The sequence below is a fragment of the Pannonibacter sp. I15F10I1 genome (genome assembly GCF_900185665.1).
Lineage (GTDB): Bacteria > Pseudomonadota > Alphaproteobacteria > Rhizobiales > Stappiaceae > Pannonibacter > Pannonibacter indicus.
This window is the reverse complement of the sequence record NZ_FYAN01000008.1, coordinates 381,008-400,128: the sequence shown is the minus strand read 5'-3', so window position 1 is coordinate 400,128 and position 19,121 is coordinate 381,008. Positions and strand designations below refer to the sequence as shown.

Sequence of the window (19,121 nt, the reverse complement as noted above, 5' to 3'; positions counted from 1 at the left end):
GCTATTGTGCCGCCAGCCAAGCCCTTGGCCGTGATTTTCTTCCCCGACAGGCCCATGACAGAGAATTTTCTTCTTGATCCCTCCGATATCCGCGTCCTGCGTGTTCTCCAGAGGGACGCTTCCCAATCCATCGCCGAGATTGCCCGTGCGGCCGGCATGAGCCAGACGCCGTGCTGGCGCCGCATCAAGAAGCTGAAGGAGATGGGCGTCATCCGGCAGGTGGCGGCCATTGTCGACCGGGAAGCCGTCGGCCTCGGCTTTGTCGCCTATGCCTTCGTCAAGCTGACCGTGCCCAGCCGCGAGAACATGGAGACCTTCGACAAGCTGGTGCATCACTGGCAGGAAGTCGTCACCTGTGAACGCATCACCGGCGCCGTCGACTATCTCATCAAGGTGGTCACCGAGGACATCAAGGCCTACGACAACTTCCTGCGGCTGAAGCTGCTCGACAACACGCTGGTCTCCGACGTGCAGTCCCGCATTGTCGTCAACACGGTCAAGGACACCGTCGCCCTGCCCTTGCGCGAAAGATAACACCGCCATCCGGCTGTCCCTCGCCAGCATCTGCCGGTCAAGTAGCCGGTCAAGTCCGCGCGGCCAGTTGTCAGGCGTTGCCCGCAATGCAATGCGCGCCCACTCGCTCCTCATTTACCCGCCGGAACACCCGGCCACCGGCCGGAGGCAGACCGCTCTCAGGCGCACTCTCTCAACCTGTGCATGCCGGTCAAACAAATTACAAATTTTTCAAGACCAGAAAGATCAGGCAACAGCAGAAATCCAAGAAAAATAAAGTTAAGCCAATAATAATAATCTATATCAAGAAAAATACAGCAACGGCACTTCACGATAACTCCACTCATCCGTCCCCATCAATGGGCGGCAGACGCACACGCCAGCCGTGCGCGCCGGACCGCATGAAACCAAACTGGAGTTCAGGATGAGAAAGCAGCTCAAACCCGCCCGTATCTTCGGACAGGGTCTGTCCACCCTCGGCGCCCTCGCCATGCTGGGCGCAGGCAGCACCGCCCTCGTGATCGGCAGCTCAGCTCCGGCACAGGCCTGCAACATGGAATCCTATATCGGCAGCGTCTGTGCCTTTGCCTTCAACTGGTGCCCGAGGAACTGGCTGCCGGCCGACGGGCGGCAGATTGCGATCAACGGCAATCAGGCGCTCTACAGCCTGATCGGAACCCAGTATGGCGGTTCCGCGCAGAGCGGACAGTTCGCACTGCCGGATCTGCGCGGCCGGGCAATACTCCACTACGGCACAGGACCGGGAATGCTCCCGCAGCCTTTCGCCGCCCACTCCGGCACGCAGACAACAACCCTTACAATAGCCAACCTGCCGCCGCACACTCACACGGCAACATTCACTGGCACCGGCGGTGGACCTCAGACAGTCAACGTCCCGGCCTCCGCCGGTACGCTGGGTGTTACCGCAAAACTCAATGCCAAGGATGAAGTTGGCACCCCAACGCTCTCGGCCAATGCCTATCTCGGCAAAGCACCCACAACAGGCTTTCCAGCTGCAAGCATCTATGCACCATCCACAAGCCCTAGCGCAGACGTGGAACTGAGCGGCCTCAACGTGCAATTGACGGGTGCCGCCGGTAATGGCCCCATCAACTTCACATACAACGCGGGCTTCACCGCCGCCACGGTGACGAACGCCAACACTGGCAATGGAGTCGCCTTCGCCAACCAGTCACCGTCGCTGGCGATGAGCTACTGCATCATGATCAACGGCCTCTACCCCGACAGGCCGTAGTGTCACACCCGCTGAAAAATGGCGCAGTCGGTGGTTGCAAACCATTGACTGCGCCAACAAAACACTGCAGGAAGGTGACTTAACGACAGGTTGCAGATGGATCGGCGATTCACAACTTCCGGCCCGGCTGCGAATGCCGGTCCGAGAGCGATATCGCACAAGGGATTTCCACAGGCACTGAGCGGCGCGGGTGTGCTCCACAGGCGGGGGGGGCAGATCCAGGGACATCCCCTCAAAACGGCAGGGATAGGGCATGCGGGGCACAGAAGCTGTGACGGTCACGGCAGGCAAGCAGAAGGCGGCGACATTCCGCGCTTTCCCGAATACCGAGACATCATCGGGCAGCCATAGCGCGAGCCGTAGCGCGCAGGCCGTTCATGCCGCCCTCGGGGCTGCGGGCCATCGGCTCGGCCAGTTCGCTTTCCTGGTCCTCACCCTGTGTTTCGCCCTTTGCGCCGGCACGACCGGCGCCAACGCGCTCTCGGACGACTGCACGCAGATCAACGACGAATGGAGTGCCGGAGTAACTTTCGACGCAGCCTCTCTCTCACCGGGCTACCATGATCTCTTCGGTGAGTACAACCTGGCGGACGGCGAAACGCTGACCTGGTCGGTTACTGGCAGCGGCATCCAAGGCAGCAATACCTTCGCCGCTTTCTTTGTCGGAGACGGAGATACTTGGGTGCATTCCGAAAGTTCGGATCAGGTCGGCAGCTTCTCCGACAGCGGCTCCCATACGATTTCGGACGGCATTAGCCATGCTATCCTCCAAGCGGTCGTAAACAAGTCGGGCGCTTCCATAAATGATCCTGCCACGGTGACGATGACGGTGAGCTGTTCGGAAGGTCTCCCGCCCTCGACCGACGCCACCCTGTCGGGCCTCGTCCTGTCCGAAGGCACGCTGTCGCCCGGCTTCGCCAGCGGCACAACCAGCTACACCGCGTCCGTCGACAATGCCGTCACGTCGCTGACCGTCACCCCCACAGTCACAGACGCAAATGCCACCGTCACCGTGAACGGCACATCCGTCACGTCCGGCAGCGCCTCGGATACCATCAACCTCAACGTTGGCAGCAACACCGTCACCGTCGTGGTCACGGCCCAGGATGGCACCACGACACAGACCTACACGGTCACCGTCACCCGCGCTGGCGCAACCGTCGCCACCCTGTCGAACCTCGTCCTGTCTCAGGGCACGCTGTCGCCCGGCTTCGCCAGCGGCACAACCAGCTACACCGCGTCCGTCGATAATGCCGTCACGTCGCTCACCGTCACCCCCACAGTCACAGACGCAAATGCCACCGTCACCGTGAACGGCACATCCGTCACGTCCGGCAGCGCCTCGGATACCATCAACCTCAACGTTGGCAGCAACACCGTCACCGTCGTGGTCACGGCCCAGGATGGCACCACGACACAGACCTACACGGTCACCGTCACCCGCGCTGGCGCAACCGTCGCCACCCTGTCGAACCTGGTCCTGTCCGCAGGCACGCTTGATCCGGTCTTCGCCAGCGGCACCACCAGCTACACCGCATCGGTAGAGAACACAGTCACCACGCTGACACTCACGCCTACCCTTTCTGACGCAAATGCCACCGTCACCGTGAACGGAAATGCGGTACTTTCAGGCAATGCCTCGGGCGCCATCAATCTGGGCGTCGGTGACAACACCATCACAATCATCGTCACGGCGCAGGATGGCGTAACCACGCAGACTTACACTGTCGTCATCAATCGCGCTGCATCAGCCATTGCCACCCTCGCAAGCCTGACGCTGTCGCAAGGTGAGCTTTCTCCGGCCTTTGCAAGCGATACGTTGAATTACACCACAAAAGTCGAGAACAGCGTCACCTCCGTGACAGTGACACCAGCCGCGACACAGCCGAACGCGACCATCACGGTGAACGGTTCAGCAGTCGCATCCGGCAGCGCTTCAAGCGCAATCAACCTTGAAATCGGCGAAAATACCATCAGTGTGGTGGTCACGGCACAAAATGGAACCACGGTCCAAACCTATACAGTGACGGTGACGCGGGCTGATGTCATCACATTATCACCTGCTTCCGGAGCCCTCGAAAATGGCATAGTGGGTGTTTCCTACAGCCAGACCTTCTCAGCCTCTGGAGGCCTGGAGCCATATGTTCTTGTCTTGGCAGGAAACCTTCCTGAGGGGCTTTCTTTTGCTGACGGCAACCTGACCGGAACGCCTGTGGCAGAAGGCAGCTACAGCTTCACAATCACCGCTACGGACGCGAACAAAGCAACCGGACAGGCGGCATATAGTCTTGAGGTCAAGGAAGCAGCTGCCTCTATCAGCTTTTCGCCAGCATCAGGCGCACTGCCTGAAGCGATGGCCGGTGAAGACTACAACACTTCAATTTCCGTGAGCGGCGGCAAGGGGCCCTACCTGTTTAGTATCAGCTCGGGTACGCTTCCACCCGGAATGGTCCTTAATGTCTCGACGGGGGCGCTGAGCGGGCCCCTCGATGCGGATACCGAAGGCAGCTACAGTTTCACCATCCAGGTGATCGATGCCAACAACTTCATAGCTTCGGTCAGTTACACGCTTGTAGTGCAAGCGCGTGCCGTCACGGTGACCGACAAGCAGCTGACGTTGCCTGCTGGAGCGGTTCCGGCCAACATTGATCTTACCGCAGGCGCAACCGGCGGGCCGTTCATTGCGGCAAATCTTTTGGCTGTAGAGCCCTCCAATGCGGGTACAGCGCGTATTGTAAACAGCCAGTTCGCCCAAGCGGGCGGCGGCGGTTCGGCAGGCTTTTATCTGAAGTTCACACCAAACCCGTCCTATTCTGGCCAGGTTATTGTCCGCTTCTCACTTACCAGCGACCTTGGAATCTCAAATACTGGTAATGTCATCTATAACCTTGGCTATAATCCGGAAAAGGCGGCGGCGGAAATCGACACACTCGTGCGCGGCTTTGTCCAGACGCGCCAAGGACTGCTCGCCAGCTCCGTCAAGGTGCCAGGCCTGCGTGAAAGACGCAGGATGCGAACAGCAAACGAAATCGTCAGAACACGTTTCTCGCCCACGGAGCGTGGCGTATCGCTTGGCTTTGCGACGAGCCTTGAACAGATAAATGCAGCTGCAAATGCCCTGACACCGGATCTCAAGGCAGAGGCACTCAGGTTGAATGTCTGGCTCGAGGGCTCTGCCTCTGCTCATATACGCAAGCAGAATGACGGCCGCTGGGGCGGCTTTGCAATGTTCTCCGCTGGGGCTGACTACCTGCTGGCAGACTGGGCACTTTTGGGCGTTTCCTTTCATCTAGACCGGATGAGCGATCCATCAAGCGATGGAGCCAGGCTGACTGGCAACGGCTGGCTTGCAGGCCCCTATGCCTCGATAGAAATCTATCGCAATGTCTTCTGGGACACCCATGCGCTGATCGGTGGATCGTCCAACAGCATCGACACCGCCTTCTGGGACGGCCGTTTCGATACCAGCCGGTGGATGGCTGGCACCAGTCTGTCCGGCACGTGGCAACTGGATCCCGTCACCACTCTTTCACCAACCCTGCGGGCGTTCTACCTTTCGGAAAAAGTCAAGCAATATGGCGTCAGCAACAGCACCAATGATGCAATCATTCTTGATGGTTTCCTTGAGCAACAGTTCCGGATAAGTGGAGCGCTGGAACTGGCCCGGATATTCGTCCTCGACAACGGTCTGTTACTGACACCTTCCATTGAACTGACCGGTGGCTATGCGGGGCTCGGAGCATCGCGTGCGTTTGGTGGAGCAGAAGCAGGACTTACACTGTCGGACAGCTCCAGCTGGCAGATCAACGCAGGCGTCAAGGTGAATATGGAAAGCGATGGACGCTCATCAGTGACTGCTAAGGCAAGAGCTGGCGTCCGCTTCTAATTCTAGCCTGTTAGCACTCTCTTCATCCGGCGAGATCTGCCAAGCTCTGATCGCGCAGAGCTTGCCACTTCTCACAGAAACCGGAGGGGGGACAGCGGCGCAGGGTCGATGACCGGCGGCACGCCGGTGATGAGATCGGCCAGAATATGGCCGGTGACCGGCCCCAGCGTAAAACCGCAATGGCCATGGCCGAAGTTGAGCCACAGGCCGCTTTCGCCGGGGGCAGCGCCCAGCACCGGCAGACTGTCCGGGAAACAGGGGCGTGAGCCCATCCAGGCACCGGGTTCGGCAGGAACCGTCAGCGGAAAGATCTCGCGCGCCTTGCGGAAGGCCCGCTCCACCTGCACAGGCGTCGGCGCCGCATCCCGTTCGGCCAGTTCAATGCCCGTCGTCAGGCGGATGCCCTTTTCCATCGGCGCCAGAACATAGCCCATTTCCGCATCCACCACGGGCCGCGACAGCCCCGCCCCTGCCCTCGCCTTGTAGTGCTGGTGGTAACCGCGCTTGACGGCGAGCGGGAAGCGGTAGCCGAAGCCTTTCAGGATATCCATGGACCATGGCCCCAGACACAGGGCAACGGCGCGCCCGCGCACCGGCCCCTTGTCCGTGGCAATGGCCCAGCCCCCGTGCGAGCGCGTCAGGCGCCTTGCATCCCCGGTCAGGATCTCGCCGCCCTTCTCCGCCAGCGACCGGGCAAAGGCCTTGGTGACGGCGCCGGGATTGGACACCGATTCGCTCTCGGGCCAGAAGATGCCGCGGCACCCTTCGGCTGTGAGATAGGGCTCCAGTTCGTTGAGGTCGAGCTCGTCCATCTCGTGATAATCGACGCCGAAGATCCGGGCATAATGGCGCTCGGCCGCCGTCGCCTCGAACCCTGCCTCCGTGCGGTAGACGTAAATGGTGCCCGTCTGCCGGTAATATTTCAGCGCCTCCGCGGCTTCCGCCAGCACCCTGTGCTCGCCGATGGCATAGGCCTCCAGCGCATTCATCGCATGGGCAAGGCGCTGCACGCCCGTGCGGCTGCCATGGCGGCGGAACGCCATCAGCCAGGGCAGCAGACGCAGCACCGTGGCAAGGCTGTAATTGGCGCCGGGCCAGCGCCCCAGCGCGATGTTGAGCAGGAATTTCGCATCTCCGGGAAAACCGGGCGGCAGGAATCCGTTGCGCTCTATGATCCCGGCATTACCATGGGACGTCTCTTCGCCGGGCTGGCGGCGGTCGACAAGGGCAACATCAAGCCCCCGTCGCTGCAACTGCAGGGCGGTCGAGGTTCCGACCATGCCGGCGCCAAGCACGATGACGTCAACTGTGCGCACCTGCCACCCTTCCAGCCCTGCCTTCACCCGCCCGAGTTGCTTAACATTCTGACGCTTATAGCCTCTTTCGCCAACACCTAAAGGAGAGAATTACCGTATGGCCCTTTCCCTCACAGGCGCGCTCGGCTGGCTGGGCCGCCGGGGCACGGGGGCGGTGGCCCTGAGTGCCTTCGCCGGCATGGTGCTGCCGGGCCTCTCCTCCCTGGCGCGGCCCTTTGTGTCCGAAGCCATTTTCGCGCTGCTGGTGCTGGCCTTCCTGAAAGTGGACCAGACCGCCGTTCTGGCCCGGCTGCGCCGCCCCGGGCTGGTGCTGGCGGCCAGCCTCTGGATGATGCTTCTGCTGCCCACGGGCGCCGCCCTCCTCGCCGCGGCGGCGGGCTTGCGGGAGGTAGCGCCCGATCTTGCCATGGCGCTGTTCATCGTCACGGCAGCCCCGGCCATCATGTCCTCGCCTGCCTTCATGTATTTCCTGAAGCTGGACGGCGCGCTCAGCCTCACGGTTCTGGCCCTGTCGATGCTGCTGGTGCCACTCACCGCCCCTTTCACCGCCTATCTCATTCTGGGCGAGACGCTGCCGCTCGACAGCCTGACACTGGGCCTCAAGCTCTTCGGCCTCCTGGCCGGGTCCATGGCCGTGGCCGCGCTGCTGCGGCGGCTGGCAGGCGAGGCAAGGATCGCAGCCGCTCAAGATGTGATCAGCGGCGGCAACGTGCTGCTGCTGTTCTTCTTCGCCGTCGCCGTGATGGATGGTGTGGCGGCAAGCTTTGCCAGCCGTCCGATGGTGTCGCTCGGCATCGTGGCCCTCACCTATGCGGTGTCGCTGACACAGGCCGGCCTGACGCTGCTGGTCTTTGCCCCGGCCCTGCGCAGCGATGCCTTCGTCATCGCCTATTCGGCCGGAAACCGGAACATGGGGCTGATGGTGGCCGCCCTCGGCGGCACCCTGCCGGACCTTGCCTGGCTCTATTTCGGTCTGGGCCAGTTGCCGATCTACACCCTGCCCTACCTGCTGCGCCCGCTGGCCCGCAGGCTGACGGCATCAGCCCCTGCAAAACAAGCCTAGCAACGCCGTGGCTTGCAGGGGAATGACGGCTCACCCGGCGGAGGACATATCCAGGTCAGGTGTTACCCCTCAGGAACTGCTTGTCCTTGCCGGAACGAGGGAGGCCATGCGCAGGGCAGTCTCATGGTCGGCGGGCAGGAAGGCTTCAATCGCAAGCTCAGACAGGGTCACATCGAGCGCTGTCCCGAAGATCGTGGTCGTGCTGATAAAGGAGAGCAGGCCTTCTTCAGTCTGCAGCCGCAGGGGAACGGCGATACCCTCAGCACCGGATCGGCCGCTTACCCCCGCCATCTCGCGGCTTGTCGCGGCCGGATAGCCCCGCAGCTCTGCTTCAAGGGCCTTTAGAGAAACATCAGCAGAGGCTTCGATCTGCGCGGCAAGCCGGGCCAGAACATGGCGGCGCCATTCGCCGAAGTTCACAATCCGCGGCGCCAGCCCTTGCGGATGCAGGCTGACACGGAGGGCGTTCACCGGCGGCTCCAGCAGCCTTGGATCCACACCGGCGAGCAGGATGGCAAGCGCACCGTTGGCGTCGACCATGTTCCAGTGGCGGTCAACGGCCAAGGCGGGGTGCGGCTCAAACCCCTTGAGGATTGTTCCGACGGCCTCACGGGCCGCCGCCATTCCCGGATCTTCCAAGGCGCGTCCAGCAAACATGGGGGCATAACCGGCAGCCATCAGCAAGGGGTTCCGGTCTCTGAGCGGCACATTCAGCTGCTCCGCAAGGCGTAAAACCACGTCCTTGCCCGGCACCGACCGGCCCGATTCGATAAAGGAGAGATGCCGTTGCGAGATACCGGCCTCCAGCGCCAGTTCAAGCTGGCTGAGCCTCCGGCGCTGCCGCCAGACGCGCAGCATCGCGCCGATTGAACCGGGATCTGTGACATTGGCGGAGGCTGTCATGGTTGTCATGCACGCAAAATAGCGGGAGCCGGAGCTTCGAGGCTATTACCTTGGAGGTAATCGCCTTCAGAAGCAATCCGGTGAAGTCTGGGCATGGCAGAAGCGGGATGGTCCTGCTTCCAGCACTCGACAGGACAGTCCAATGCCTTTTCTTTCCCTGAAAACCATCCTTCTCGCAGATGCTGCAGCCTGCCTTGCCATGGGCGCGCTGCTGATTGCCGGGGCCTCGCCCCTGGCAGCCGTCACGGAGATACCTGCGGCACTCTCCACCTGGGCTGGCGTGCTTCTTCTGCCCGTCGCCGCCTTCATTGCCGCCGCCGCGTTCCGCTTCAGCCACATGACCGCAATGGCAGGGATCATCATCCTGGGAAACATCGCCTGGATCGTGGCCAGCATGGCACTGCTCGTCATGGACCTGATTGCACCCAACGCTTTTGGAACGGCGTTTATCATCGCTCAGGCTCTGGCCGTTGCCGTCCTCACCTGGCTTGAAACCAAAGCAGTGGCCCGGCGTTTCCATGCTCATTCCGCTTGAGCCGGAATGACTGCATCAGGAAGGACTGAGACATGACAGCCTATGCCATCGCCCGGATCAGCAAGGTCGAAATGGGTCCCGGCATCGTGACCTATCTGGAAAAGATCGACGGAACCCTCGCGCCCTTTGGCGGCCGGTTCATCATCCACGGCGGCGGAAAAACCGTGCTGGAAGGTGACTGGACTGAAGACCTCGTCATCATCGCCTTTCCGTCGATGCCAGATGCGCAAGCATGGTATGCATCTGCGGCCTATCAGGCGATCCTGCCACTGCGAACGGAAAACGCCGCTTCGGATGTCATCCTCATGCAAGGGGTGGATGCAGATCACCGGGCAACCGATATTCTTGCCAATTGAGCAAATCCGCTTGCTGCGCGCCTCTGCCGGTCCTGACGGCAGGCGCGCAGCGGCTTCCTGCTGGTGCGGCCTGAAACAGCCAAGCCATGCCGATACGCCGGAGCGGGCTCGGGCTGTAGTTTGGCCAAATCTTCGCTTTCGCTCAGTTTCGTGCCCCTTCACCGCCGCATGGCATTGAGCCTCTGGCCGGTCTCTGATAGACCCCAGCCAGTTTTCCCAGAATGAGGACCCGCGATGATCCCGCGCTATTCCCGCCCTGACATGGTTGCCATCTGGTCTCCCGAGACGAAGTTCCGCATCTGGTTCGAGATCGAGGCCCATGCCTGCGACGCGCTGGCTGATCTTGGTGTGATCCCGAAGGAAGCGGCGCAGACCATCTGGGAAAAGGGCGGCGCGGCCACCTTCGACATCGAGCGGATCGACGAAATCGAGCGCGAGACGAAGCATGACGTCATCGCCTTCCTCACCCATCTGGCCGAGATCGTCGGCCCGGATGCCCGTTTCGTTCACCAGGGCATGACGTCCTCAGACGTGCTGGACACCTGCTTCAACGTGCAGCTGGTGCGCGCCACCGATCTTCTGCTGAAGGACATGGATGCGCTGCTGGCCGCCATCAAGCGCCGCGCCTTCGAGCACAAGGACACAGTCTGCATCGGCCGCTCGCATGGCATCCATGCCGAGCCCGTCACCTTCGGCCTGAAGATGGCCGAGGCCTATGCCGAGTTCGACCGCTGCCGCAAGCGCCTGATGAATGCGCGCGAGGAAATCGCCACCTGCGCCATTTCCGGCGCTGTCGGCACCTTCGCCAACATTGATCCGCGCGTGGAAGAGCATGTGGCGCAGGCCATGGGCCTGAAGGCAGAGCCGGTCTCCACCCAGGTCATCCCGCGTGACCGTCACGCCATGTATTTCGCCACCCTCGGCGTCATCGCCTCGTCCATCGAGCGTGTGGCCACGGAAATCCGCCACCTGCAGCGCACGGAAGTTCTGGAAGCGGAGGAGTATTTCTCCCCCGGCCAGAAGGGCTCTTCCGCCATGCCGCACAAGCGCAATCCGGTGCTGACCGAAAACCTGACGGGCCTTGCCCGCCTCGTGCGCGGCTTCTCCATTCCGGCGATGGAAAACGTCGCCCTGTGGCACGAGCGGGACATCTCCCACTCCTCCGTCGAGCGCATGATCGGCCCGGACGCCACCGTCACCCTCGACTTTGCGCTGGCCCGCCTCACCGGCGTCATCGACAAGCTGCTGGTCTATCCGGAGCGCATGATGGGCAACATGGACCGTCTCGGCGGCCTTGTGCATTCCCAGCGCATCCTGCTCGCCCTCACCCAGGCCGGTTCCTCGCGCGAGGATGCCTACCGTCTGGTTCAGCGCAACGCCATGAAGGTCTGGGAAAGCTATCAGGTGTCAGGTTCGGCCGGTGTGGACTTCCTCAGCGAGCTGCTGAACGATGCAGACGTGCGCCAGTACCTGTCGGAAGACCAGATCCGCGACCGGTTCGACCTCGGCTATCACATCAAGAACGTGGACGTGATCTTCCAGCGCGTCTTCGGGGAAAGCTGACCTATGAAGATCGCAGACGCCGACATCCTGCTCATTCCCGGCTATGCCAACAGTGACCCCGGTCACTGGATGCGCCGCTGGGAAGAGAAGATGGCCAACGCGCGGGTGGTGGAGCAGGACAACTGGTTCACGCCCTCCAGGAAGGTCTGGATGGAGACGCTGCTGGCCGCCATCGAGACGGCGGAGCGCCCGGTGGTGCTGGTCGCCCATTCCCTCGGCTGCATTCTGGTTGCCCATGGCGCCCATGTGCTGCCGAAGGACAAGGTGAAGGGCGCCTTCCTCGTCGCCCCGTCCGACTGGGACCGGCCCGGCCTCGTGCCCGCCTTTGACGGCGGCGACTTCGTTCCGGTGCCGCGCATGCCCCTGCCCTTCCGCACCCATGTGGTCGCAAGTCACAACGATCAGTACTGCGATTTCGAGGTGGCCAAGGGCTTCGCCCACAGCTGGGGCGCCACGTTCCAGGATGCGGGCCATGTCGGCCACATCAACCTTGAAAGCGGCCATGGCCCCTGGCCCGAAGGCATGATGTCCTTCGCCCATTTCATGGCGCGGATGTAAGTGTAACCCTCTCTCTATGAGCCAGCCTCATCGAGAGAGGGTAAACCCTTTTGCGGCGGGAAAGCCTTCCAAACTCCCTAGACAGCCTTCAGTCCCCTCACGCAACCCGGTTGCGGGGCTGAATCATGTCGCGGATGTGCTTGCCGGCCAGGATGCTGGCCGGAATGGCGAGAAGCAGGCCGCAGGCCGCGGCCCCTGCCAGCATCAGCGGATTGAAGTGGTCGAGACCATAGACCGACAGCGGCACAAGAGCGCCGATGCCGGCCATTGTCGGTCCGATGACGATGAAGAGAATCGCGGCAAGCTTCCACATGACACAGGCTCCGGTTACGGATGCCCGGCGCGCAGGAGCACGCCGCAACATCCCGATCACCGCGCCTGCCGTCCGGGCGCCACTGCCCCATGCCGGTGATCTTCCCCGTCAAGTTGCGCTGGCCGGAGCGGATGGTCCTTGATCCGGATCAAGCAAGCCGTGCCAGAACGTCGCGGAAGGCGCCCTGAATGACCGGCAGATCCATGCCATGGGCGAGCAGACGGTAGCCCATGGCCTCAGCCGCCTTCACATCCTCAGGCGTCATGCAGAAATAGCCCGCAAAGCGCCCGGCGGCGCGGGTCTTGCCGATGATCAGTTCTGCGGCCTCCCGCACGGACTCGCTGTGGGGGTTGAGCGCCGCGCCATTGGACAGGGTCAGCGACAGGTCGCCCGGCCCGACGAACACCCCGTCAATGCCCGGCACAGCCAGAATCTCATCCAACGCGGCGACGGCCTCTGGTGTTTCGATCATGGCAAAGGCCAGAACCTCGCTGTTGGCGCCGGCGAGATAGTCCGGCATGGTCTGCCCGGCCAGCATCGCGGCGCGCACGGGCCCCCAGCTGCGGCTGCCCAGCGGCGGATATTTCATTGCGGCGGCAAAGGCTCTGGCGTCTTCCGCAGAATTGATCATCGGCGCGATCACCGCCTCGGCCCCCGCATCGGCGGCACGGCTGGCCATGGCATTGCCGCCCACGGGAATGCGGACGATCCGGTGCGCTCCGCCCAGCGCCACGGCGGCCAGACAATCGCGGATGCTGCCCGCATCATGAATGCCGTGCTGCATGTCCAGCGTCACCGCGCCAAAGCCCGCCCGCGCCATGGCCTCGGCCACCACGGGCGCCGGCAGCACGGACCAGGCCGTCACCACCGTTTCATCCGCCTTGAACCGCGCTGCGAGTGTCTTCCTGTCTGCCATCTGGGCCTCCCTGTTCTGGCCCCATCAGACAGGATGTCAGACAACCCGGCAAGGCAGAATCAGGCTGCATCCGTTCGCCGTCCCCATGCCCAGCAAAAAACCTCCACGCCGGTGGCACGGAGGTTTTTCGTCATGCGCCGTGCGGATGAAAGGTCAGATGCCCTTCTGGATCTGGTCGATCGCGGTGTGCATCAGTTCGTCCATGGTGCGGCGAATCTGGTGGTCGGACTGTTCCACATGGCCCTTGTCGAAATCGGCGCGGATCTTGCGGAAAACGTCCTCATCGCCAGCTTCCTCGAAGTCGGCGCGCACCACTTCCTTTGCATAGTCATCTGCCGCTGCAGCAGAAAGCCCAAGCTTTTCCGCAGCCCACAGGCCCAGAAGCTTGTTGCGCCGGGCGTTCGCCTTGAAGCGCAGCTCCTCGTCATGAGCGAACTTGTTTTCGAAACTCTCCCCACGACCGTCAAACGTGCTCATGAAATGCCTCCTCTTGTGCAGACAGCAAACCTTCAACCACCTGCGTGGCCCCATTCATATGGTATCTGTTCCGCGCTCTGCATATCCCCCGCAATGATGCAAATCAACGCACTAGCGCAGAGATTGCCGCGACGTGAGCCGCATCCGCAAATGATTACCCCGGCTCCATTGTACTTTTGCAAAGGATCGTTTAAGTTCCGCGCCGCTAATGCGGGGCTAATTGTCGATGTTGAAGGAAATGGCCAGCACTTGCGCCACTTCAAAATCGCATGCACAGGAGTTTCCCGCATCGATGGATTTTCTCAAGCAAACACGGTACGTGCCCATGAATCGCCGCCGGCGTATCTATGAAGGCAAGGGCAAGATCCTCTATGAGGGCCCTGAGCCTGGAACCTTGATCCAGCATTTCAAGGACGATGCAACCGCCTTCAACGCCAAAAAGCACGAGATCGTGGACGGCAAGGGCGTGCTTAACAACCGCATCTCCGAATACATCTTCAACCAGCTGAATGGCATGGGCATCCCGACCCATTTCATCCGCCGGATGAACATGCGCGAGCAGCTGATCCGCGAAGTCGAGATCATCCCGCTCGAAGTCGTGGTGCGCAATGTTGCAGCCGGTTCGCTCGCCACCCGCCTCGGCATCGAGGAAGGCGTGCAGCTGCCGCGCTCCATCATCGAGTTCTATTACAAGAACGACGCCCTCAACGACCCGATGGTCGCTGAAGAGCACATCACCGCCTTTGGCTGGGCTACCCCGCAGGAACTCGACGACATCATGGCGCTCGCCATCCGCGTCAACGACTTCCTGTCCGGCCTGTTCCTCGGCGTCGGCATCCGCCTTGTCGATTTCAAGATCGAATGCGGCCGTCTGTTCGAAGGTGACATGATGCGCATCGTCGTCGCGGACGAAATCTCGCCGGACAGCTGCCGTCTGTGGGATATCGCCACCAACGACAAGATGGACAAGGACCGCTTCCGCCGCGACATGGGCGGGATGCTGGAAGCCTATCAGGAAGTCGCGCGCCGTCTCGGCATCCTGAACGACAACGAGCGCCCGAACGGCTCCGGCCCGACGCTCGTCCAGTAAGGCTCAACACTCTCAAGGCCCCGTCCGGCTTCTGCCGGACGGGGCCTTTTGTGTTTGCGGGCAGCTATCTGCACCTTGCCGCCGTCACTTGCGCCAGGCCCCCTCCTCCACAAACGCATCCCGCGTGGTTGCCGCGAGCATGCGTTCCAGCTCTGCCCTGTTCAGCCACATGCAGTATGCCGGCCGGGCACGCTCGAAACGCCAGCCTTCACTCAACGGCCCGGCATCCGCCACATCGAAACCGAACTCTTCATAAAGACGGGCGACAAGAGCCTTCGCATCCGCATCATCCCCGGCAATCGGAAGCGCGCGCCGGTCAGTAGCGCCGGATGGCCTTCCATCCTTCGAAAGATCAGCCATGACGATGGCGTTGAACGCCTTGACCACACGCGATTGCGGCAAGTGCGCCGCCAGCAATTCGCTGGTTGTCGTTTGCTGCCGGTCCAGCTGTTCAATCGTGCCATCCCGCTCCGGGTAGTAGTTGTTCGTGTCGATCACGATCTTGCCTGCGAGCGGCAGGACAGGGATTGACCTGTAGGCCTTCAGCGGCACGGCAACAACGGCAAGATCACCGAATACTGCCGCTTCTTCCGCCGTTCCGGCAGCGCAGCCGAGCGCACCGCGCACGCTGAACAGCGTGTCTGGTCCGCGGGAGTTGCTGATCATCACCTCATGGCCATTGGCGGCGGCAAGCTTCGCAATGGCCTGACCAACAAAGCCTGCACCGATAATTCCTATTCTCATGACTCACTCCCTTTTCAGGTGTTGCAGCCATGATCTAAATTAACAACCAATCAGGAATAAATTTCACATATTGCTCAACACTAACAACATCAGGTAGGCAATTGATGGACAGGCTCACCAGCATGGCTGTCTTCGTGAAGGCTGCGGATCTTGGCTCCTTCGCCAAGGCGGCGGCTGCGTTGAACCTGTCGCCGCAAATGGTCGCCAAGCATGTGCTCTCTCTCGAAGACCGGCTCGGCATGACCTTGCTCAACCGGACGACACGGCGGCAAAGCCTGACCGATATCGGCCGGGCCTATTACGACCGCTGCAAACTTGTGCTGGCCGAAGCAGAGGCGGCGGACGGTCTTGCCAATGAAATGCGCAAGACCCCGCGCGGCATCCTGCGCATCGGCGCGGGCAAGACATTCGGAGCTTTTGCACTGGCTCCGTTCCTCAAGAACTGGCTGTCAGAACATCCGGGCGTGGAGGCCGACCTGGTACTGGAGGACCGCTACACCGACCCGCTGGACGAAGGACTTGATGTGATCATCCGCATTGGAGAGCTGGCGGACACGAATCTGATTGCTCATCCGCTGGCGCCCTACCGCCTGATCACCTGCGCTTCACCGGCCTATCTTGCCGAACACGGCACGCCCGTTCATCCCTCAGACCTCGAAAGCCATCAATGTCTGGGCTTTGCCAGCTGGTCACGCACCTTCGGCTGCGAGTGGACATTTGCAAAGGATGGCAGAACTCAGACAATCAATGTGCAGGGGCGGCTGCGCAGCAACGACTGGGCGGCGCTGCTGAATGCTGCTGTTGCAGGAATGGGGATTACACTCGGCCCGGAACGTGTCCTGTCGGCGGAACTGACGTCAGGACGGCTTGTCCGGGTGCTGCCGGATTATGATGGCCCGGCCAAACCGGTGCATCTTCTTTATCCGGCATCCCGCCGTCCGGCGGCAGCCTTGCGGGCCTTCATCGAGGCTGCCGTGAGAGAATTCGGCGATCCCCGATCAACACGGCAAAAACCATCGCGCACCGGCACCTGATCCACCGGAACAGGGAGGAAACGGTGCTGCCCAAGTGCAGCGCATCAATATGTCCTTAAGTTTGTGCCTATGGGGCGAAGCCCCTTCCGTCACGGGGCTGGTTGGTGTAAGCAGCGCGGCAGAAAAGGGCCGCATTGGCCATGGCGATTAACGGAAAGACGAGAGCGATGAAGGCACGTGTCACCGTCACCCTGAAGAACGGCGTTCTGGACCCCCAGGGCAAGGCCATCGAAGGGGCGCTCGGCGCTCTCGGTTTTGACGGCATCAATGGCGTGCGCCAGGGCAAGGTCTTCGACGTGGAGCTGAGCGACCGCGACGCGGCCAAGGCCCGCGAGGAACTGACCGCCATGTGCGAGAAGCTGCTCGCCAACACCGTCATCGAGAACTACGCCATCGAAATCCTCTGAGGCAGACTGAGGCTGCGGCCATGGATCCGGATGCACAAAAGGCGATCCGCTTTCTCCTGATCAAGGCCGCCATCTTCATCCTGCTGCCGGCAGGGCTCAGCCTTCTGGCTGTGCTCCTGCTGCTCTAGAGTTTGCAAGGGCCGCCGAGGCCCATCCGATCCGCCGCAGTCCGCCAGGACGACACACGGGAAGCCTGCCATGAAGTCCGCCGTCATCCTCTGCCCCGGCCTCAACCGTGACCGTGACATGCTCTACGCACTGGAGCAGATCACCGGCCAGAAGCCTGCCACGGTCTGGCACACGGACACGGACATTCCGGATGTGGACCTGATCGTCATCCCCGGCGGTTTCTCCTATGGCGATTATCTGCGCGCCGGTGCCATTGCCGCCCGCTCGCCGGTGCTGCAGGAGGTGATCGCCCGTGCCGCCAGGGGCGTGCATGTGCTGGGCGTGTGCAACGGCTTCCAGATCCTCACCGAAGCAGGCCTGCTGCCGGGCGCGCTGATGCGCAATGCCGGGCTGAAGTTCATCTGCAAGGAAATCGAGCTGGAAACGGTGAATGCCAAGACCGCCTTCTCCAGCGCCTTCCGGCAGGGTGAAGTCTGGCGCTGCCCGATCGCCCATCACGACGGCAACTATTTCGCCGATGCCGAAACGCTGAAGACCATCGAGGACAACGGCCAGGTGGTGTTCCGCTATGCCAACGGCTGCAACCCGAACGGCTCGATCAACGACATCGCCGGTGTGATGAACAAGGCCGGCAACGTGCTCGGCATGATGCCGCATCCGGAGAACTTGATCGAAGACCTGCAGGGCGGCACCGATGGCCGCAAGATCTTCGAAAGCCTGCTCGGCCAGCTGGTGGCCTGAAACGGGCAAGGCGAGGGGAGAAATCCATGAAGAAGCTGGAACTCCCCCGTGACCTGCAGACCCGGATTGCCAGCCGTCTTTCGGATTTCTGCCGGGACGAGCTGGACGTGGATCTGGGCAACATGGACGCGCTGCGGCTGCTGGATTTTCTAGCTGAGGAAGCCGGCAGCGCCTTCTACACCCTCGGCGTCCGCGATGCCGCGGCACAGGCGGCAAAGCGCTTCGAAGATCTTTCCGACGATCTGGCAGGACTTGAGCGTCAGGACTGGCGCTGAAACCCTCTTGTCCTTCCCTGCCCGCACCGGGCATGCTGGGAAAAACGGGCAAGGGGCACAGCATGGACGACACCTTCTTTCAGCCGGTATCCGGGTTCGAGCTGCCGCGTTTTGCCGGCATTCCCACCTTCATGCGCCTGCCGCATGTGAACATTGCCTCACCGGAGGCTGAGCGCGTTGATATCGGCCTGATCGGCGTGCCCTGGGATGGCGGCACCACCAACCGGGCGGGAGCCCGCCACGGGCCGCGCCAGCTGCGCGATCTCTCCACCATGATCCGGCAAGTGCATCCGCACACGCGGATCAATCCCTTCGGTCTCGCCAATTGTGCCGATCTGGGCGATGCACCGGTCAACCCGGCCGATGTGCAGGACGCATTGGCGCGGATTACCGGTTTCTACGACCAGATCGTCGATCTCGGCATCACGCCGCTCACCGCAGGCGGTGACCATCTTGTCTCGCTGCCGGTGCTCCGGGCGCTGGCCCGCAGCGGCCCGCTGGGCATGATCCATTTCGATGCCCATACCGATCTCTTCGACAGCTATTTCGGCGGCTTCCGCTACACCCACGGCACGCCCTTCCGCCGCGCCATCGAGGAAGAGCTGCTGGACCCCGAACGTGTCGTGCAGATCGGCATTCGCGGCACGATGTATGACGGCGAGGACATCGAGTGGGGCGAGGCACAGGGCGTGCGCATCATCATGATCGAGGAACTGATGGAGCGCGGGGTCGATCACGTGATGGCTGAGGCCCGTGAGCGGGTGGGGAGAACACCGGCCTACATCAGCTTCGATATCGACGTGATCGACCCCGCCTTTGCCCCCGGCACCGGCACACCGGAAATCGGGGGCATAACCTCGTTTCAGGCGCAGCGGCTGATCCGGCGGCTGGCGGGCGTCAATGTGGTGGGCGCCGATCTTGTGGAGGTGTCACCCCCGTTTGATCCTTCGGGCGGCACCGCATGGCTCGGTGCCTCGCTGATGTTCGAACTGCTTTGCATTCTGGCTACGGCAAGAGCGCAGCAGGACTGACCGCCAGCACCGCACG

At 62.0% G+C, this 19,121-nt stretch carries 21 protein-coding genes; 15 read left to right on the top strand and 6 right to left on the bottom strand.

The genetic code is table 11. The annotated features are described in order from the left end of the window. Positions 1-54 precede the first annotated feature (54 nt). From IF10I1_RS07705 to IF10I1_RS07695, 3 genes are all read left to right on the top strand, one after another. Positions 55-534, top strand: a complete 480-nt coding sequence (locus IF10I1_RS07705; RefSeq protein ID WP_019966625.1) for an Lrp/AsnC family transcriptional regulator — start codon at positions 55-57, stop codon at positions 532-534. A 403-nt stretch (positions 535-937) separates the two neighbouring features. Further along, the gene (locus IF10I1_RS07700) at positions 938-1,768 is read left to right on the top strand and encodes a phage tail protein (protein WP_186424423.1); all 831 of its coding nucleotides are present in this window, start codon (positions 938-940) and stop codon (positions 1,766-1,768) included. A 253-nt stretch (positions 1,769-2,021) separates the two neighbouring features. Next, positions 2,022-5,654, top strand: a complete 3,633-nt coding sequence (locus tag IF10I1_RS07695) for a cadherin-like beta sandwich domain-containing protein (RefSeq protein ID WP_186424422.1) — start codon at positions 2,022-2,024, stop codon at positions 5,652-5,654. Between the two features lie 71 nt (positions 5,655-5,725). On the opposite strand, the gene IF10I1_RS07690 is transcribed toward IF10I1_RS07695, so the two are convergent. Beyond that, complete coding sequence (locus IF10I1_RS07690) at positions 5,726-6,970, bottom strand: FAD-binding oxidoreductase (RefSeq protein ID WP_208977174.1); 1,245 nt, start codon at positions 6,968-6,970, stop codon at positions 5,726-5,728. A gap of 97 nt (positions 6,971-7,067) precedes the next feature. Here IF10I1_RS07690 and IF10I1_RS07685 point away from each other — a divergent pair, with 97 nt between their 5' ends. Next, complete coding sequence (locus IF10I1_RS07685) at positions 7,068-8,033, top strand: sodium:proton symporter (protein ID WP_058899478.1); 966 nt, start codon at positions 7,068-7,070, stop codon at positions 8,031-8,033. Positions 8,034-8,102: 69 nt separating this feature from the next. Here the strand turns inward: IF10I1_RS07685 and IF10I1_RS07680 are convergent, their stop codons facing one another. Continuing rightward, positions 8,103-8,945 (bottom strand): helix-turn-helix domain-containing protein, encoded by an 843-nt coding sequence (locus IF10I1_RS07680; protein WP_186391950.1) that lies wholly within the window; start codon positions 8,943-8,945, stop codon positions 8,103-8,105. Positions 8,946-9,078: 133 nt separating this feature from the next. Here IF10I1_RS07680 and IF10I1_RS07675 point away from each other — a divergent pair, with 133 nt between their 5' ends. From IF10I1_RS07675 to IF10I1_RS07660, 4 genes are all read left to right on the top strand, one after another. Continuing rightward, positions 9,079-9,471 carry a hypothetical protein gene (locus IF10I1_RS07675; RefSeq protein WP_058899476.1) on the top strand — a complete coding sequence of 131 codons (393 nt, stop codon included), beginning with the start codon at positions 9,079-9,081 and terminating at the stop codon, positions 9,469-9,471. A 32-nt stretch (positions 9,472-9,503) separates the two neighbouring features. Further along, entirely contained in the window at positions 9,504-9,827 is a 324-nt protein-coding gene (locus IF10I1_RS07670; RefSeq protein WP_186391951.1) for a DUF1330 domain-containing protein, read from the top strand. Between the two features lie 234 nt (positions 9,828-10,061). Further along, positions 10,062-11,390 carry an adenylosuccinate lyase gene (gene purB / locus IF10I1_RS07665; protein WP_094461965.1) on the top strand — a complete coding sequence of 443 codons (1,329 nt, stop codon included), beginning with the start codon at positions 10,062-10,064 and terminating at the stop codon, positions 11,388-11,390. 3 nt (positions 11,391-11,393) lie between these two features. Continuing rightward, a complete protein-coding gene (locus tag IF10I1_RS07660) occupies positions 11,394-11,948 on the top strand; it encodes an alpha/beta hydrolase (RefSeq protein WP_186391952.1) in 555 nt (184 codons plus the stop codon). Between the two features lie 97 nt (positions 11,949-12,045). Here the strand turns inward: IF10I1_RS07660 and IF10I1_RS07655 are convergent, their stop codons facing one another. The 3 genes from IF10I1_RS07655 to IF10I1_RS07645 form a co-directional block, all read right to left on the bottom strand. Then, entirely contained in the window at positions 12,046-12,261 is a 216-nt protein-coding gene (locus IF10I1_RS07655; protein ID WP_186391953.1) for a hypothetical protein, read from the bottom strand. A 148-nt stretch (positions 12,262-12,409) separates the two neighbouring features. Continuing rightward, entirely contained in the window at positions 12,410-13,177 is a 768-nt protein-coding gene (locus tag IF10I1_RS07650; RefSeq protein WP_186391954.1) for an HpcH/HpaI aldolase/citrate lyase family protein, read from the bottom strand. Between the two features lie 153 nt (positions 13,178-13,330). Next, a complete protein-coding gene (locus tag IF10I1_RS07645; RefSeq protein ID WP_050472660.1) occupies positions 13,331-13,654 on the bottom strand; it encodes a DUF1476 domain-containing protein in 324 nt (107 codons plus the stop codon). Positions 13,655-13,946: 292 nt separating this feature from the next. Here IF10I1_RS07645 and purC point away from each other — a divergent pair, with 292 nt between their 5' ends. Then, positions 13,947-14,744, top strand: a complete 798-nt coding sequence (gene purC, locus IF10I1_RS07640; protein WP_019964626.1) for a phosphoribosylaminoimidazolesuccinocarboxamide synthase — start codon at positions 13,947-13,949, stop codon at positions 14,742-14,744. An 84-nt stretch (positions 14,745-14,828) separates the two neighbouring features. On the opposite strand, the gene IF10I1_RS07635 is transcribed toward purC, so the two are convergent. Further along, a complete protein-coding gene (locus IF10I1_RS07635) occupies positions 14,829-15,488 on the bottom strand; it encodes an NADPH-dependent F420 reductase (RefSeq protein WP_186391955.1) in 660 nt (219 codons plus the stop codon). A gap of 104 nt (positions 15,489-15,592) precedes the next feature. Here IF10I1_RS07635 and IF10I1_RS07630 point away from each other — a divergent pair, with 104 nt between their 5' ends. The 6 genes from IF10I1_RS07630 (at position 15,593) to speB (ending at position 19,105) form a co-directional block, all read left to right on the top strand. Then, complete coding sequence (locus IF10I1_RS07630) at positions 15,593-16,522, top strand: LysR family transcriptional regulator (protein ID WP_186391956.1); 930 nt, start codon at positions 15,593-15,595, stop codon at positions 16,520-16,522. Positions 16,523-16,689: 167 nt separating this feature from the next. Next, complete coding sequence (gene purS, locus IF10I1_RS07625) at positions 16,690-16,929, top strand: phosphoribosylformylglycinamidine synthase subunit PurS (RefSeq protein WP_019964623.1); 240 nt, start codon at positions 16,690-16,692, stop codon at positions 16,927-16,929. A gap of 20 nt (positions 16,930-16,949) precedes the next feature. After that, on the top strand, positions 16,950-17,057 hold the full coding sequence (locus IF10I1_RS22930) for a phosphoribosylformylglycinamidine synthase-associated small membrane protein (protein WP_197717507.1): 108 nt from the start codon (positions 16,950-16,952) through the stop codon (positions 17,055-17,057). Between the two features lie 70 nt (positions 17,058-17,127). After that, entirely contained in the window at positions 17,128-17,799 is a 672-nt protein-coding gene (gene purQ / locus IF10I1_RS07620; protein WP_186391957.1) for a phosphoribosylformylglycinamidine synthase subunit PurQ, read from the top strand. Between the two features lie 26 nt (positions 17,800-17,825). After that, complete coding sequence (locus IF10I1_RS07615) at positions 17,826-18,074, top strand: DUF2164 domain-containing protein (protein ID WP_157757156.1); 249 nt, start codon at positions 17,826-17,828, stop codon at positions 18,072-18,074. A 62-nt stretch (positions 18,075-18,136) separates the two neighbouring features. Further along, complete coding sequence (speB, locus tag IF10I1_RS07610) at positions 18,137-19,105, top strand: agmatinase (protein ID WP_208977176.1); 969 nt, start codon at positions 18,137-18,139, stop codon at positions 19,103-19,105. Positions 19,106-19,121: the final 16 nt, after the last annotated feature.